We start from the raw sequence: 14,767 nt of genomic DNA on the forward strand, positions 1-14,767 counted from the left end.
AGGGGATGATCCGAGTTTCTCACGCGCCCTTTCGCCCCGCTTGCAGTCACCTTGAACACCCCCTCGACACGGGAAGGCCCCGCGGACCTTTCGAGGTCCGCGGGGCCCGTGCCGGGTGTGTCTACCAGTCGCCGCCGCCGAAGTCGCCGCCGCCGAAATCGGAGCCGCCCCAGTCGCCGCCGCCACCGAAGTCGCCGCCGCCGAGGTCACCTCCGCCGTCGGCCGCCACGCCGTCGGCGTAGCCCGCGTCGTAGCCGTATCCGCCGTAGCCGAAGCCGCCGAAGGCGCTGCCGAGCATCGTGCCGACCAGCATGCCGGTCAGCAGGCCGTCGAAGCCGCCGTAGTAGCCGTTGGCGTAGGGCTGGTAGGCCGGGCCGGCCGCCCAGTAGGGCGCCCGCTGGCCGTTGGGCAGGACCACTTCGCGCATCTGGGGGTCGAAGCCGCGCTCGATCGCGTTGGCGTCCATGGCGCAGGCCGGGACGTCGCGGAGCGCGCCGCCGGGCGGGGCCCAGCGGACGTTGCGCACCGAGGGGCCGTGCTGGGGGTTGAAGAAGCACGGGGGAAGCCGCTCGGGCAGCGGGAGCTGGTTGACCTTGGCCTTCACGACGGCCAGGGCGTAGCGGCCGTCTTCGAGGGTGGCGGTGACGTCGCGCAGTTCGTCGGCCCGCCGGACCTGCTGGAGCTGGACCTTCGCCTTCTCGTACGAGTCGAGGGCGTGCTGCCAGTCGTGGTCGGTGCCCGCGGCCGGGAGCATCTTCGCGTCGAGGTCGAGCGAGGTGATCTCCTCGCCGAACTTGGTGACGTCTTCCTCGACCGTCTGCTTGACCGCCTTGAGGTCGGCGGCCTCCTTCTCCTCGCGCCGGCGCTTGTTCCGGCGGGAGATCAGCCAGATGCCGCCGCCGCCGACCACGGCGATGACGCCGAGGCCGATCCAGACGCCCGCGTTGCCGCTGATCGTGTCACCGGGGCCCTGGGCTCCCCTGGGGTTGCCCGAGAGCTGCATGTCGACCCGGTTGGTGAACTCCTGCATCACGGCCACCGGGTCGCCGACGTGGGCGTAGGCCGACTCATTGGCGATCTTGGCGGCCGCGTTCTGGGGGAACGCGCTGGTCCCGGCGAACAGGCTCGTGCCGTCGATGACCGCGACGGTCGCCGCGGAACGGCCGTTCTTGTCGAGCTCGGTGAGCAGGCCCGGGATGAACTGCGGGGCGTTGGCGCGGGTCACGGTGCCCTCGGGCAGCGCGACCGCGTAGATCGGGTATTTCGAGTCCTGCAGCGCCTGCGTGATCTCCGACTGCTGCGCGCTCGTCAGGGGGGATCCGCTCACCGTGAACAGCTGGCTCTGCTTCCACGCACCTACCACCGTCGCCGCGTCGGGAGGCGCCGCGGCGGCCCCCGCGGGGGAGCTCACCAGGAAAAGGGCGGACAAGCCGATGAACAGGGCCGCGACGGCGCCCCCAAGGCGGCCTAGTGGGTGGGATTTTGTCACGATTCGGCCCTCCTTCGTCCATGAGGACGAACGGCGTTGCGCGATGGTTCCTCTGCACTCCACCGTATCCGCCCGTGGACCGCGCCACGCGCGCGGATGAGCCCGCCGGACAAGGGGATCCGCTACGCGTCCTTGATCTCGCAGATCACTGACCCGGCGGTGACCGTCTGACCCACCCCCGCGGCCAGCCCGGTGATCACGCCCACCTTGTGGGCGGTGAGCGGCTGCTCCATCTTCATGGCCTCCAGGACCACGATCGTGTCGCCGGGTGACACCGACTCGCCGTCTCCGGCGACGACCTTGACGATCGTCCCCTGCATGGGGCTGACCAGCGAGTCACCGGACGCCGCCGCCTTCTTGGCGGCGCCGCCGGAGCGCTTGGGAGCCTTCTGTACGGACCTCGCCGGCCCCCCGCCGGAGAACCCCGACGGCAGGACCACCTCCAGCCGCTTGCCCCCGACCTCCACCGTGATCCGCTCACGGGCGGCCGGCTCGGCCGTCTCCTGGGCCCCGTCGTAGGGCGGGACGTCGTTCACGAACTCGGTCTCGATCCAGCGCGTGTGCACCGAGAACGGCTCGGAGACGAACGCCGGGTCGGACACGATCTTCCGGTGGAACGGGACGACCGTGGGCATCCCGTCGATCTCGAACTCCGCCAGGGCCCGCCGGGCCCGCTCCAGCGCCTGGGTGCGCGTGGCCCCCGTCACGATCAGCTTCGCGACCAGCGAGTCGAACGACTGGGGGACCGTCATCCCGGCCTCGTAACCCGAGTCGAGCCGGACGCCCGGCCCCGACGGCGTGCGCAGCGCGGTCAGCGTGCCGGGGGCGGGCAGGAAGCCGCGCCCGGCGTCCTCGGCGTTGATGCGGAACTCGAAGGAGTGGCCGCGCAGCTTCGGGTCGCCGTAGCCGAGGGTCTCCCCGTCGGCGATCCGGAACATCTCCCGCACCAGGTCGATGCCCGACACCTCCTCGGTGACCGGGTGCTCCACCTGGAGACGGGTGTTGACCTCCAGGAAGGAGATCGTGCCGTCCTGGCCGACGAGGAACTCGCAGGTGCCGGCCCCCACGTAGCCGGCTTCGCGGAGGATGGCCTTCGAGCTGTCGTACAGGATGACCATCTGCTCTTCGGTCAGGAACGGCGCGGGGGCCTCCTCGACGAGCTTCTGGTGGCGGCGCTGGAGCGAGCAGTCGCGGGTCGAGACGACGACCACGTTGCCGTGGGCGTCGGCCAGGCACTGGGTCTCGACGTGGCGGGGACGGTCGAGGTAGCGCTCGACGAAGCACTCGCCCCGGCCGAACGCGGTGACGGCCTCGCGCACCGCGGACTCGTACAGATCGGGGATCTCCTCCATCGTGCGGGCCACCTTGAGCCCGCGCCCGCCGCCGCCGAAGGCCGCCTTGATCGCGATGGGCAGACCGTTGTCGGCGGCGAACGCCACGACTTCCTCGACGCCCGATACGGGGTCGGGGGTGCCGGCCACGAGGGGGGCGCCGACGCGCTGGGCGATGTGCCGGGCCTGCACCTTGTCGCCCAGCGACATGATCGCCGACGGGGGCGGGCCGATCCAGGTCAGCCCCGCGTCGATGACCGCCTGGGCGAAGCCCGCGTTCTCGGCGAGGAAGCCGTAACCGGGGTGGACCGCGTCGGCGCCCGTCCGGCGGGCCACGGCCAGCAGCTTCTCGATGTCGAGGTAGGTCTCCGCGGGGCTCTGCCCGCCCAGCGCGTGGGCCTCGTCGGCCACTCTGACGTGCAGGGCGTCCAGATCCTGGTCCGCGTACACGGCGACGCTCGCCAGACCCGCGTCCGCGCACGCACGGGCGATCCGAACGGCGATCTCGCCCCGATTGGCGATCAGGACCTTCTCCACCGGGAGCTCCTATCCCTCGACCTTGACACTGGAGTGTATGGATTCCCACGTCACTACCCTGCGGCGACCCGGCCGTTGACCTGCCGAACCGGCCCCGAGTCATAGCGGCTGCGCATAACCGGTGCTCAGGGCTGATGCGGCGTCTACGGTGAGGGCGCCATATCGGTGTCCGTGAAGGGAAAAAAGATGAGTCAGAGCTTGCTCGGCGGTGACCCGGCGGAGATGCAGACCATGGCCGCCCAGTTCACCCAGCAGGCCGACCAGGTCCGCGCGACGATGGCCACCCTCGACCGTGAGGCCGCCAAGGTCGGCTCGGTCTGGACCGGCCCGGGTGCGGAGCGGTTCCGTGACGCGTGGCAGAACTACCGGGCCGCCTTCCAGCGCATGTCGGAGGAGCTCAACGAGGCGTCCCGGACGATCAACACCTATCGAGGCAACATCGAGTCCGCCACCCGCTGACCAGTGGGCGTGGTTCCTTCGCGCCGGGAACCACGCCTTCCGCGTGTCAGGGAACGGCTGTCTGGATCGGCGTGGCGTTGCCCGACACGATCAATAGGCCCCGGCCGACCGGGCCGCCGCCCGTGGCCCCACGGGGGAGGCGCACGTTGAACAGGTCGCCGTCCGCCGGGCTCTGGACCGACAGGAGCAGGCCCGTACGGGCCTTGCGGGCCTCCGCCACGAAGCCCCGATACGCCGTCGCCAGGTCGCCCGTGGTCCCCGCGATCAGCAGGCCGTGGTCGCCGTCTCGCGCCTTCCGGAGGATCTCGTCGAGAGCGGTGCCTAGTGCCGAGTCGGGGGAGATGAGCTCGGCGTCGTCCACGATCACCACGTAGTTCTCCTGGCCCTCCAGGAGCTTCATCGGGTCGTGCGCCCCGGGCAGGCCGCCGAAGCCACCGCCGGCCGCCGCCTGGTCGTCCTCCCGTACGCTGCGCGCGTTGCCGTCGAGGACCGCCAGCACGCCCCGCAGCTCCCGCAGCGGGCTCCGGCGCGGAGCGATCACCAGCACCGGCACGTCGCGGTCGAGCAACGACTGGGCCGCCGTCAGCAGCGTCGAGGAGCGGCCCGAACGCGACGGGCCGGCGATCACCGCGGCCGGGCCCTGGCCCAGCAGGTCGACGCCCATCGGGGCCAGCGCGTCGCCGCCCGCCCCCAGGAGGGCCCACAGGCGCGAGGGGGGCTGGAAGCCGCGTACGAGACCGAGCGCCTGGTCGGCGGTGATGCGGGCGGGCAGCGCGTCGACCCGCAGCGGGCGGTTGACCGTCGCGGGGGCGGCCGAGCGGGCGAGGGACTGGAGGGCCGCCACCTGCGCCGGGCCCGAGGGGTCTTCGGCCAGCAGGGCGATCTGGCTCTCCACGATGCCGTGTTCGCTCATCGACAGGGCCCGGCCGTTGGGCATCGCCGACGGGACGTTCTTCGCCGGGAGCCCGGCCAGGCCGTAGTCGGCCGGGTCGGCCAGCCGCAGCACGAGCCGGTCGTCGAACACCGTCGAGATCTGGCCGATCAGGCCCGACCGGTCGGAGGTCACCACTGCCCGCAGGCCCACGGCGGGGCCCTCGCGGAGCAGCTGCATCACCCCGTCGACCAGCCGTCCGTAGTCATAGTTCTCGAAGGCCGCGACGAAGCCCTCCCACCGGTCGATCATCAGCAGCAGCCACGGCTCCTTCAGGCCCGCCGCTCGGGCCTCGGCCAGGGACGCGAAACCGGCCTCGGCCAGCAGTTGCTGCCGCCGGGCGATCTCGGCGCGGAGCCGGGCCAGCAGCCGTTCGACGCGGTCGAGCTGGTCGCGGGTGACGACCGCGCCGCAGTGGGGCAGGGCGACCAGCGGCAGCAGCGCGCCGGAGCCGCAGTCGATCGCGTGCAGGTGGAGGTCGTCGGCGGTGACCTGGGTGGCCAGCGATCCGGCGATGGTGCGCAGGGCGGTCGAGCGGCCGCTGCGGGCGGTGCCGGCGATCAGCAGGTGACCGGGGCCCAGCGTCAGGGGGCGGCGGCGCTGCGCCCACGGCAGGTCGGTCACGCCGAACGCGATCGTCTCGCCGTCGACCTCGGGCAGCGCGACCTGATCGGTCAGCGGGGGCAGCCAGGGGCTCGGCTGCTTCGGCACCCCGCGCGACACCTCGATCACCCGGTCGACCAGGCGGGCCAGGTCGGTCGTGCCGGTCAGCTCGGAGACCAGGGTGCTCGCCGGCGGACGCCCAAGGGCCTCCCAGGGCAGGTCGGTCACCCGTACCTGTCCGGGCGGCCCGCCCCCGCCGGGCGCCCGCCCCCCGATGCGAGCGGCCTGGACGGCCACCGCCGGCCCCGCGCCCGACCGGACGTAACAACGCCCGGGGGTGGACTTGGGGATGTGGGCGGCCTCCGGCCCGTCGATGACGTCGGCCGACTCGCGGGCGTCGGTGACCCGAAGCGCGATGCGGAGCGACGTGTTGGCCTGGATGTCGGCGGTCACCACACCGGCGGGGCGCTGGGTGGCGAGGATGAGGTGGATGCCCAGCGACCGGCCCCGGCGGGCGATGTCGACCAGGCCCTCGACGAACTCGGGCAGCTCCGCGACCAGGGCGGCGAATTCGTCGATGATCAGCACCAGGCGGGGCATGGGTTCCCGGACGCCGGTCGTCCGGACGGCGGCCCGGCCGAAGATGCCGGGCGCGGTGGCCTGCCGGACGCCGGTCGCGCCCATGATCCAGGTCGTGCCGCGTTCTTCGAGGTAGTCGTCGATGTCCTTGGCCCCGGCGTCGAGCAGCAGCCGTTCGCGGCGGCGGATCTCGGCGGCCAGCGACGCCAGGGCGCGCTGGGTGAGGTGGGCGTCGAGGTCGCTGACCATGCCGACCGTGTGGGGCAGCCGGACGCACTCCTTGAACGCCGCGCCGCCCTTGTAGTCGACCAGCACGAACGTCATCTCGTCGGGCCGGTTCACCGCCGCCAGCGAGCTGATCAGCGTCTGCAGCAGCTCCGACTTGCCCGCGCCCGTCGTTCCGGCGATCAGCGCGTGCGGGCCGTCGCGCCGCAGGTCGACCGCGAACGGGCCGTCGGGACCCACGCCCAGGATCGCCCGGGTCGACCGGCCGGGATTGTCCGGTACGTCGATCAGGTCGAGCAGCCGCGCGGAGTCGGGCAGCGCGGCCGACGGGTCGTCGCGGCTCACGTCGCGAAGGGGCGCCAGCGAGCGCGCCAGCCGGTCGGCCCACGCGGGGGAGACCTGGTCGGGGCGGATCGCGCCGAGCGCGTCGAGACCGCCGCCGCGCAGCCGGATCGTGCCGTCGTCCTCGCAGGCCACGACCGTCGCGCACTCCTCCGGCAGGAGCGACTGGGCGTCGTCGATCGCGATCGTGTAGACCCCGGCGGGCGGGCCCTGGCGCAGCACCTGGGGCATGCCGGGCAGCGCCCGCATCGCCTGGGCGCCGTCGAGTACGACCAGCACGTCGTAGGGGCGCTCGTCGTAGGTGCCGAAGGCCGGTTCGGCCTGTTTGGGGGCGCCCCGGCCCAGGTCGTTCCAGCTCGACGGGCCGCCCGTCAACCGGCCCGGCTTCAGCAGCGGGCCGCCCTCGTCGCCCTGGCGTTCGGTGATCAGGGCGGCCAGCTCGGCCACCCGCCGGGCGGCCGACTCGAGGTCGCCGCCGACCGAGGCCAGGCTGCCGGTCGCGTGGGTGACGCAGTGGGGCAGCCAGCGCACCCAGCCCCACTGCGACGCGCCGTCGGGGCTCGCCGACAGTACGACGATCGCCAGGTCGCGGGGGCTGTGCAGGGTGGCCGCCTGGGCCACCAGCCAGCGGGCGACCGCGAGAGCGTCCCGCCGGGGGCCGGTCACCCCGGCCACGCCCAGCCGCCGCATCGCCAGCGCCACCGGGACGTCGCGGGCCGGCGGCACGAGTTCGGGGGCGGGCGGCTCGAAGACGATCTCGGCGGGCAGGTCGGCCAGGCCCACCCGCAGCCGCAGCGCGTCGGGGTCGTGGGTGCGCCGCTCCCACAGCCGCCGCCGGGGGCCGGTCGCGGTCAGCAGCATCTCGGCCGGGTCGGGGGCCGCCGCGCGCCGGGCCGCCTCGTCGGCCGCGCGGGCCTTCTCGACCGCGCGGCGGAAGGCCTCCATGGCCGCCTTGTGGTCTTTCACCGCCTGGCGGTGCTGCTTGCGGCCGTGCCGCCGGTCGCTCGCCCACTGGCCGATCATGATCATCGGGGTCATGAAGGCGATGAGCAGGAAGTACCAGTTCTGGAACGCCCACGCCATGACCAGCCCGAACGCCGCCGGCAGGAAGGCCGCCAGCAGTTGCAGCCGGGCCCCCTCGGCCCGGCGGGGCTCCTGCGGCACCTCGATCTTGGCCACCCGCTCGGGCGGCACCAGCCGGGGCGGCCGGTTGTACGCCAGCCCGCCGTCGGGCAGCGCGTCGAGATGGGCGTCGGGCGGCTCGACGCGGCCGACCGTGAAGACCGAGTGGCCGATCGCCAGCACGCCGTCTTCGGGCCAGTCGACCGGCTCGGTCACCGGTTCACCGGCCAGCCGCAGCGGCACCGTGCCGACCGGCTCGACCGTGATCGCGGTCGGGCTCAGCCGGACCACCGCCGCCTCGGGCGGGAGAAGAGGGTCGGCCACCGCCACGGCGCACGCCGGATCGCCGCCGATCACGTGTGCGCCAAGCCCCAGGCGGTGGACCGACCCGGCTCCCGGGCCACCGGAGACCCGCAACTCGGCCGTGCCGCCGGGCTCCTCGACCACGGTGGCGGCCGCCCCGGCGGGGTCGAGCGCCACCCGGTCGCCGTCGCGCAGCAGGCCGAACACGCGCGCGTCGGCGGGCAGCGGCCGGCCGTCGAGCCAGAGCACCCCGTCGTGGGCCGCCTCGTGGACCGCCTCCCGGTCGATGCCGTACGGCGCCCGCGCACGCGGGAGCCGGACGACGTTGCCCAGGTTGCGGGTGTCGAGCGCGGCCGCCAGGCCGGTGGCCGTGGTCGACTCGTCGCCGTCGACGATCACGTCGCGGTGACCGGCGCCGCCGACGACGGTGAGGGTGATCCGCATCGGCGGTACTCCAAGGGGATCGGTGGCGGGGTCACCGTACAGAGACGGCGCGTCACCACGGCGGTGTATGACCGAATCGGTTGGTGTGTGGACAAGGCCGCATCCCTGTGGGTAACCCTGTGGATAACGGGGCCGCATTCACGGAGCGGCTGCCGGGGCACCCTGCTGCCAAGTGGGGCCTTTGCCGGGTTCTTCCGCGCCGGATCCACCCTGTTCACCTGGCGTTCCTGTGGAAAACCGGTGGGTTGTCCACAGGCGCCCGGGATGCTCGGGCGACTTATACCGAAATTCCATATCTGTTGCGGTTACGCCCGCCTCCAGTGTTATACGAAAGAGGCTGGGGTAATTGTGGCTTTTGTGACCCGTGGGACTTCTCGCCCCGTCTACCTGGGAAAACGGGTGAAGGTGCTGTTCTCTTTGACGGCGTGACCTATAACCGATAAGCATGGCTCGCCATTTTTCGGAACTCCCGGGTTCGGCGATGTCCATAATGGCGTGATATTTCGTCGCGAATCCTAAATTGCTTTTGATCTGGGAGTTCCCTGCCCATGAGGACCAGCGAGAAGACCGTCCGGGACGCCCCCCGCCCCGTCAACGGCTCCCCCGTCGATCGGCCCACCCTCTCCGGACCGGCCTCGCGCAAGCTGCCGGTGCCACCACGGGAGCGCAAACCCGCGCTCGCGGCCGTCGCCGTGCTTCTCATCATCGGCGGCGCCCTCACCAGCACCCTCCTCGTCATGCGCAGCGGCGACCGCGTCTCGGCCGTCGGCGTCGCCGAGCAGATCGGCGCCGGGCAGCAGATCCCGGTCGCCGCGCTGCGCGAGGTGCAGATCGCCGACACCGGGATCGCGTACGTCCCCTGGCGCCACCGCGACCAGGTCGGCAAGACCTTCGCCGCCGTCACCCTGCTGCCCGGCACGCTGCTGACCGAGACGATGGTCACGAGCGACAGCGAGGAGGTCGGGCCCAACCGGGCCCGCGTCGGGCTCTCGCTCAAGGCGGGGCAGTATCCGTCGGGGCTGACCGCCGGCGACGTCGTGCAGGTCATCTACGTGCCGGGCAACGCGCGGGCGGGAGCCGTGCCGCAGAAGGTGCTGGTGCCCTCCGCGCGGGTGCACAGCGTCGGGTCGTCGGAGCGGGGCGCCTCCGGGCTGGTCACCGTGATCGTCGACGCCTCGCTGTCGCCGCAGGTCGCGGCGTTCGCCTCGACCGGGGAGATCGCCCTGGCGGTGCTCCCGGGGGCCAGGTAGCCGATGGCGCTGATCGTGCTCGCCGCCGACAAGGGCGCGCCCGGGGTCACCACCGCGGCGACCGCTCTGGGGGCCGTGTGGCCGCGTCCGGTGCTGCTGGCCGAGTGCGACCCGTCCGGGGGAGACCTCGCCTATCGGCTGCCGGCGGCCGACGGCGGGGTGCTCAACCCGGCCCGGGGGCTGCTCAGCCTCGGCGCGGTGGCCCGGCGGGGGCTCCACCCCGACCAGGTGTACGAACACACCCAGCGGCTCGTCGGCGGCCTCGACGTGCTGGCCGGGCTGACCAACGGCGAGCAGGCGGCCGGGCTGACCTGGCTCTGGGGCCCTCTGGGTCGCTCGTTCGCCGCGCTCGACCACGCCGACGTGCTCGCCGACTGCGGGCGACTGGGCGTACAGCCCGCCATCAACGAGCTGGTCGACGAGGCCGACCAGATCATCCTGTTCACCCGGGCCAGCCTCGACCACGTCGCCCACTTACGCGAGCGGCTCACCCTGCTGAAGCGGCGGGTGGGCGTGGTCGTGGTCGCCGATCCGCGCAACTACCGGCCCTCCCTCGACGAGGTGCGGCGCATCGTGTCGGGCTGGGACGTCTCCTTCGTCGGCGGCATCGCCTACGACCCCAAGGGCGCCGAGCTGCTGCGCGGCGAATGGGGCGGCCGGCTGGAGCGCAGCCCGCTCATCCGGACCGCCCGCGAACTCGCCGGACGGCTGGCCGGCCACCTCCAGAAGAAGGTGGCCCAGTGATCGACCACACGCTCGTCAAACGCTTCCGCCAGGAGGTCGGCGACCGGCTGGCCCACCAGCGGCGCCTCGACCAGGCCGGCGGCATCCCGCCGATGAGCGGCGAGGACGAACGCCAGTTCGCCCGCGCCCTGATCGCCCAGGTCCTCGAAGAGTTCGCGCGCGGCGAGATCGGCGTCGGCCGCACCCCGCCGACGGTCGACGAGGAGGAGGCCCTCGCGGCCGGCATCCACGCCGCCCTGTTCGGCGTCGGCCGCCTGCAGCCGCTCCTCGACGACCCCGAGGTCGAGAACATCGACATCAACGGCTGCGACCGGGTCTTCGTCAGCTACGCCGACGGCCAGGAGCTCAGCCACGAGCCGGTCGCCGAGTCCGACGACGAGCTGATCGAGCTCATCCAGATCCTCGCGGCCTACTCGGGCCTGTCGTCCCGCCCCTTCGACACCGCCAACCCCCAGCTCGACCTGCGCCTTCCCGACGGGTCGCGGTTGTCGGCGGTCATGGACGTCGCCGTGCGGCCCGCGATCTCGATCAGGCGGGCCCGGCTGGGCAAGGTGTTCCTGACCGACCTGGTCGGCAACGGCACCCTGACGCCCGACCTGGCCCGGTTCCTCGCGGCGGCGGTGCAGGCGCGCAAGAACATCATGATCGCCGGATCGACCAACGCCGGGAAGACCACCCTGCTGCGCGCGATCGCCAACGAGATCCCCGTCCACGAACGCCTCATCACCGTCGAACGCGCCCTCGAACTGGGCCTCGACCAGTTCCCGGAGCTCCACCCGAACGTGGTCGCCTTCGAGCAGCGGCTGCCCAACTCCGAGGGCCAGGGCGAGATCACCATGGCCGAGCTGGTGCGCCGCTCGCTGCGCATGAACCCGTCGCGGGTCATCGTCGGCGAGGTCCTGGGCGACGAGATCGTGACCATGCTCAACGCGATGACCCAGGGCAACGACGGCTCGCTGTCGACGATCCACGCCAACTCGTCGATGGAGGTCTTCAACCGCATCGCGACCTACGCCCTGCAGGCCGAGGAGCGGCTGCCGATCGAGGCGTCCCACATGCTCATCGCCGGGGCGATCGACTTCGTGGTCTTCATCGAGAAGCGCAACGACTACCACCGGGGCGGCGCGCTGAAGCGTTTCGTCTCCTCCGTCCGCGAGGTCGCGGGCTGCGACGGCCGGGTCCTGTCGTCGGAGATCTTCACCGCCTCCGAGGCCGGCGTGGCCGTGGCGCACGCCCCCATCGCCTGCATCGACGAACTCGTCCACCACGGCTACGTGCCGTCGGCCGGGGGTGGCTGGGCATGATCCCGTTCGATCCGCTCGTGATCCTGGCCGGCGCGGCCGCCGGCGGCGGCCTGTTCCTGCTCTTCCTCTCCCTGTACGGTCTGCGCCCGCGCCCCGCCTCACCCGACACCGGCGCCGAGCGGCTGCGATGGTTCCAGTCCCTGACCACCCGGGGAGCGATCGCGGCCATCGCGGGCGGGCTGACGCTGGTGGTGACCGGCTGGCCGGTCGTGGCCGTCGGCGCGGTGCTCCTGGTGATCGCCTGGAAGGGCTTCACCGGCGGCGCGGCCGAGGAACGCGCCGCGATGAAGCGCCTCGAAGGCCTCGCCGCCTGGGCCGAGTCGCTGCGCGACACCATCGCGGGCGCGGCCGGCCTCGAACAGGCCATCCCCGCCTCGATCAGGGCCGCCGCCCCCATGCTCCAGCCCCACCTGCGCGCCCTGGTCGACCGCCTGCGGGCCAGGATGCCCCTCGGCGATGCCCTCCGGATGTTCGCCGACGAACTCGACGACCCGTCGGCCGACCTGGTGGTCGCGGCGCTGATCCTCAACTCCCGCCTCCGGGGGCCCGGCCTGCGCGACGTGCTCTCGGCCCTGGCCGTCTCGGCCCGTGAGGAACTCGACATGCGCCGCCGCGTGGAGGCCGAACGCCGGTCGACCCGGCGCAGCGTCCAGATCGTGGTCGGCACGGCCCTGGCCTTCGCGGCCTTCCTGGTCATCGCCAACCGGGACTACGTGGCCGAATACGACTCCCTGCTCGGCCAGGCCGTGCTCGTGGTGGTGGCGGCGCTGTTCGGCGCGGGGTTCGCGTGGATGCGCCGCCTGGCCCGCTTCGACAAGCCGGGCCGCATCCTGGCCCCTTACCGACGCCCGGAACCGGCGGAGGCGGTGAGCCCATGAACAGCCGGGCATCCGCAGGGCCGATCGGCTCACGCTCACTTACCAGTTGGGGAGTCGAAAGCTGGCTCGATATGCCGAGATATCGGGCGCGGAAGCGCCCGGTCACCTGCTGGGGCCATCCGGCTCCCGCCAGACCGATCCGGCATGACCCGGCCCGGCGGTCCTCCCGTGTCAGACCGGGAGCGTCCTTCGAGCAGGGGCCTGGCGTGGCTCTGCGGCATCAGGGCCGCGCCGTCCCCCTGGAGGTGACCTCGTGATCGCGACCGCTTTCGCCGGAGGCGTGCTCGGGCTGGGCATTCTGCTGCTCCTCAGGGCTCTGTTCCCCCCGAGGCCGGGGCTGGCGACCAGGCTCGCCGCGCTCGACGTCGCCCGGACCGGGGAGGACGCGCCCAAGACCCCGCTCGTCGCGCCCGACGAGGAGGTCAGCGCGTTCCGGCAGGCCCTCGGGCAGCGGCTCGCCAAGTTCTACGCCGCGCGCGGGTGGGAGGCACGGTCGATCCGGGCCGATCTCACGCTGCTCGGCAAGTCGTTCGAGGGGTTCCTCGCCACGAAGGTCCTGCTCGCCGTCTCCGGGCTGCTCGCCTTCCCGCTGCTGGTCGGGTGGCTGGCGGTCATGGGGTGGGGGGTGTCGTTCCAGATTCCGCTCTGGGCGGCGCTGCTGGTCAGCGTGATCTTCTTCTTCCTGCCCGACGTCCAGATCGGCAAGGACGCGGCGGTCCGCCGCCGCGACTTCCGGCACGCCGTCGGGGCGTTCCTCGACCTGGTCGCCATGAACCTGGCCGGCGGGCGGGGGGTGCCGGAGGCGCTCATGATGGCCGTCTCCGTCGGCACCGGCTCCGAGGTGAACGCCCCCGGCTCCAACTGGGCGATGGAGCGCATCCGCGAGGCGCTCGCCAACGCCCGGATCGTCGGCATCACCCCCTGGCAGGCCCTCGGGCAGCTCGGCGACGAGATCAACGTCGACGAACTGCGGGACCTGTCGGCCGCGCTCGGGCTCGTCGCCGACGACGGCGCCAAGGTGCGGTCGTCGCTGACGGCCCGCGCGGCCACGCTCCGCAGGCGCGAGCTGGCCGAGATCGAGGGCAAGGCGGGCGAACGTTCGCAGTCGATGCTCGTGGCGCAGCTGCTGCTGTGCGCGGGCTTCGTGATCTTTCTCAGTTACCCGGCCGCGATGAAAATGTTGGGATCTTGAACATGATCGATTACCTGGTGGCGATGATCAGCGTCCGAATCCACAAGGCCAGAACGGCCCCCTCACGCGGGGCGTCGGCGGTCGAGTGGGCGATCATCACGGCGATCATCGCCGGGGTGGCGCTGGGCCTGGCCGCGCTCATCCAAGGCCTCGTCGAGTCCCGCTCGGCCGAGATCACCACGAACTTCGGCGGCGGCGACTCCGGTGGCGGCGGCGGTGGTGAGTGAGACGTCCTGACCGACGGGACGACGACCGCGGCGCGACCGTCATCGAGCTCGCGCTGCTCATGCCGGTCGTCCTGGTCGTGGTGCTGCTGATCGTCCAGATGGCCCTCTGGTTCCACGGGCGGCAGGTCGCCGACGCGGCCGCGCGCGAGGGCGCCAGGATCGCGCGGGCCGGCGACGACGACTGGCAGGGCGCCGCCGAGGCCAAGGCGCAGCAGATCATCCAGGCCATCGGGCCGGAGATCCTGCAGTCCGCCACGGCGACCGCGTGGGAGGAGGGCGACTCGCGCGGAGTGGAGGTGACGGGCAGCGCGGTGCAGGTCGTGCCGCTGCTGCCCGAGATCTCCTTCACGATCACGGCCCGCTTCGGCGGGCCGGTGGAGTGTTTCCGGCCCGACGACGGCAGCGGGGGGTGTGCGCCGGATGAGTGAGCGAGGGTCCATGTCGGTCGAGACCGTCATGCTGGCGCCCGTCCTGCTGCTCTTCCTGCTGTTCCTGGTCGGCGCCGGACGCGTCGTCGAAGCCCAGGGCGAGGTGAACGGCGCCGCCCGCGACGCCGCCCGCGCCGCCTCGGTACAGCGCGACAGGAGCGCCGCCGAGGAGGCCGCCACGTCGGCGGCCACCGACGCCCTCGCCGACTGCCCGCCGGAGGTCTCGATGGCGGGCACCGACTGGCAGGAGGGCGGCGCGGTCCAGGTGACCGTGACCTGCACCCTCGACCTCGACTTCCTCGGCTTCGGCGCCAGCGTGACGATCACCGGGGACTCCGTCGTCCCCCTCGAACAGTTCCGGAGAGTGGAGTGAGAAGGG

The 14,767-nt window shown here is 72.6% G+C and carries 12 protein-coding genes; 9 read left to right on the forward strand and 3 right to left on the reverse strand.

Going from position 1 to position 14,767, the window contains the following annotated elements; translation table 11 throughout:
- Positions 1-121: 121 nt before the first annotated feature.
- Together FDA94_RS39125 and FDA94_RS13510 are read right to left on the reverse strand one after the other, a co-directional pair.
- Positions 122-1,411 (reverse strand): hypothetical protein, encoded by a 1,290-nt coding sequence (locus tag FDA94_RS39125; RefSeq protein ID WP_170990920.1) that lies wholly within the window; start codon positions 1,409-1,411, stop codon positions 122-124.
- Between the two features lie 200 nt (positions 1,412-1,611).
- Positions 1,612-3,357: an acetyl/propionyl/methylcrotonyl-CoA carboxylase subunit alpha gene (locus tag FDA94_RS13510; RefSeq protein WP_137247418.1), complete on the reverse strand. Its 1,746-nt coding sequence runs from the start codon at positions 3,355-3,357 to the stop codon at positions 1,612-1,614.
- A gap of 186 nt (positions 3,358-3,543) precedes the next feature.
- Here FDA94_RS13510 and FDA94_RS13515 point away from each other — a divergent pair, with 186 nt between their 5' ends.
- Complete coding sequence (locus FDA94_RS13515) at positions 3,544-3,816, forward strand: WXG100 family type VII secretion target (RefSeq protein WP_030451352.1); 273 nt, start codon at positions 3,544-3,546, stop codon at positions 3,814-3,816.
- 46 nt (positions 3,817-3,862) lie between these two features.
- Here FDA94_RS13515 and FDA94_RS13520 read toward each other — a convergent pair whose 3' ends face one another.
- Positions 3,863-8,365: a type VII secretion EssC family protein gene (locus tag FDA94_RS13520; protein WP_137247419.1), complete on the reverse strand. Its 4,503-nt coding sequence runs from the start codon at positions 8,363-8,365 to the stop codon at positions 3,863-3,865.
- A 548-nt stretch (positions 8,366-8,913) separates the two neighbouring features.
- Here FDA94_RS13520 and FDA94_RS13525 point away from each other — a divergent pair.
- The 8 genes from FDA94_RS13525 (at position 8,914) to FDA94_RS13560 (ending at position 14,761) form a co-directional block, all read left to right on the forward strand.
- Positions 8,914-9,615 carry a hypothetical protein gene (locus FDA94_RS13525; protein ID WP_212735311.1) on the forward strand — a complete coding sequence of 234 codons (702 nt, stop codon included), beginning with the start codon at positions 8,914-8,916 and terminating at the stop codon, positions 9,613-9,615.
- A 3-nt stretch (positions 9,616-9,618) separates the two neighbouring features.
- Entirely contained in the window at positions 9,619-10,359 is a 741-nt protein-coding gene (locus FDA94_RS13530) for a CpaE/TadZ family protein (protein WP_137247420.1), read from the forward strand.
- Positions 10,356-11,663 carry a TadA family conjugal transfer-associated ATPase gene (locus FDA94_RS13535; protein ID WP_246059845.1) on the forward strand — a complete coding sequence of 436 codons (1,308 nt, stop codon included), beginning with the start codon at positions 10,356-10,358 and terminating at the stop codon, positions 11,661-11,663. The genes FDA94_RS13530 and FDA94_RS13535 overlap by 4 nt, the downstream gene beginning before the upstream one ends.
- A complete protein-coding gene (locus FDA94_RS13540; protein ID WP_137247422.1) occupies positions 11,660-12,541 on the forward strand; it encodes a type II secretion system F family protein in 882 nt (293 codons plus the stop codon). Before FDA94_RS13535 ends, FDA94_RS13540 begins: the two co-directional genes overlap by 4 nt.
- 253 nt (positions 12,542-12,794) lie before the next feature.
- Positions 12,795-13,733 carry a type II secretion system F family protein gene (locus tag FDA94_RS13545; RefSeq protein ID WP_137247423.1) on the forward strand — a complete coding sequence of 313 codons (939 nt, stop codon included), beginning with the start codon at positions 12,795-12,797 and terminating at the stop codon, positions 13,731-13,733.
- Between the two features lie 2 nt (positions 13,734-13,735).
- Positions 13,736-13,960, forward strand: coding sequence for a hypothetical protein (locus tag FDA94_RS13550; protein WP_137247424.1), 225 nt, complete (start codon positions 13,736-13,738; stop codon positions 13,958-13,960).
- On the forward strand, positions 13,957-14,388 hold the full coding sequence (locus FDA94_RS13555; protein ID WP_246059847.1) for a TadE/TadG family type IV pilus assembly protein: 432 nt from the start codon (positions 13,957-13,959) through the stop codon (positions 14,386-14,388). The genes FDA94_RS13550 and FDA94_RS13555 overlap by 4 nt, the downstream gene beginning before the upstream one ends.
- On the forward strand, positions 14,381-14,761 hold the full coding sequence (locus FDA94_RS13560) for a TadE/TadG family type IV pilus assembly protein (RefSeq protein ID WP_137247425.1): 381 nt from the start codon (positions 14,381-14,383) through the stop codon (positions 14,759-14,761). Before FDA94_RS13555 ends, FDA94_RS13560 begins: the two co-directional genes overlap by 8 nt.
- Positions 14,762-14,767: the final 6 nt, after the last annotated feature.

The sequence above is a fragment of the Herbidospora galbida genome, assembly GCF_005233835.1.
GTDB classification, from domain to species: Bacteria; Actinomycetota; Actinomycetes; order Streptosporangiales; family Streptosporangiaceae; genus Herbidospora; species Herbidospora galbida.